At 73.0% G+C, this 1,583-nt stretch carries 1 protein-coding gene and 1 pseudogene; both read left to right on the plus strand.

Annotation, left to right across the window (positions count from 1 at the left end; all coding sequences use genetic code 11):
- On the plus strand, positions 1-1,128 hold a 1,128-nt coding region (locus FV223_RS27190; RefSeq protein WP_147729813.1), incomplete at its 5' end, for a DUF3458 domain-containing protein.
- A gap of 172 nt (positions 1,129-1,300) precedes the next feature.
- Positions 1,301-1,583, plus strand: a pseudogene (locus FV223_RS27195) (PAS domain-containing sensor histidine kinase); the annotation flags it as partial.

The following is a 1,583-nucleotide window of genomic DNA, read 5'->3' on the forward strand; positions in this document are numbered from 1 at the left end:
CCGCTCGCCGGGGCGACGTCGGCCGCGGTCGCCGGCGGCGTCTTCGTCCTCGACGCCGAGACCGCGACGGTGGCGTTCGAGAACGTCGCCGAGCCGCCCGTCCCCTCGCTGCTGCGCGGCTTCTCGGCCCCGGTGCGGCTCGACCTCGACCTGACCGACGCCGAGCGCCTCACCCTGCTCCGCCACGACACCGACCCGTTCAACCGCTGGCAGGCGGCGCAGGGCATCGCGATGCGCCTGATCCTCGGACCGGCGGCGCCGGGGGCGGCCGAGGCCTTCGCCGACGCGCTCGGGGCCTTCCTCGACGGCGAGGCCCTGGCCGACCCGGCCTTCGCCGCCCTGGTCCTGGCGCTTCCCGGCGAGGGCGAGGCCGCCAGCGAGATCGCCGCCGACATCGACCCGGATGCGATCCACGCCGCCCGCACCGCCCTTCGGGCGGTCCTCGGAACGCGGCTGCGCCCGCGCCTCGACGGGCTGATGTCGGCGCTGCGGCCGTCGCACGAGACCGCCTACAGCCCGGATGCGGCCTCGGCCGGCCGCCGGTCTCTCGCCAACGCCTGCCTCGACCTGATCGCGGCAGCCGATCCCGCGGCGGGGACCGAGGGCGCCCTCGCCCAGCTGCGCGAGGCCCGCAACATGACCGACCGCCTCGCCGCCCTCGGCGTGATCGCGGCGATCCCGGGGGACGCCCGCGAGGCGGCGCTCGCCGCCTTCGGCAGCACCTATGCCGACGAGCCGCTCGTCCTCGACAAGTGGTTCGCGATCCAGGCGATGATCCCCGAGGACGGCACGCGGGCGCGGATCGCCGGGCTCGCCGAGCACCCGGCCTTCGCCATGACCAACCCGAATCGGGTGCGGGCGCTGATCGCCAGCTTCGCGCTCGGAAACCCGACCCAGTTCGCGCGGGCCGACGGAACCGGGTTCGCCCTGGTGGCCGAGCGCATCGAAGCGCTCGACCGGATCAATCCGCAGCTCGCCGCGCGCCTCCTCACCGCCTTTTCCCCGTGGCGCCGATGGGAAATTTCGCGGCGGGAAAAGGCCGCCGAAATCCTCAACCGGATCAAGGCGATCCCCGCGCTTTCGCGGGACGTGGCCGACATCGCCGCCCGCACCCTCGAAGCCGGTTAACCATCGCTTAACATTGACGATTCTCCGCCGAATCCGAGTCGGTAGATGCGGCCGGGAGTCAAGCTCGGCCGGAAAAAAGCCGTGGACAAATCACCCGGGAAAGTGATGAACTGAATTCAGATTCGAGGCCGGCGCAGCACGGCCCGGACGCTTTCATGTCACGAGGTCGACCATGCCGGAGGCGGATTCCGCTTCCTTCTCCGCGCGTGCGGATACGATTCTCGGCATCCACTGGCCGACGCGGGCTCCGGCCGCGCGTTTCGTCCAGGCCGAGGCGTGGCTGCGCTACGCGGTGCCGGCCCTGCTGGCGACCTTCCTCGCCTGCCTGGCGGGGCTGACCGCGCTCCACCTCCAGAACCAGCGCGACGAGCTGCTCGCCGCCGCGAGCGCCGACCTCGAGACCTTCACCCGCCTCTCGGCGGGGGCGCTGGCCGGCCGCGTCGGCAGCGACGAGG

The sequence above is a fragment of the Methylobacterium sp. WL116 genome, assembly GCF_008039455.1.
Lineage (GTDB): Bacteria > Pseudomonadota > Alphaproteobacteria > Rhizobiales > Beijerinckiaceae > Methylobacterium.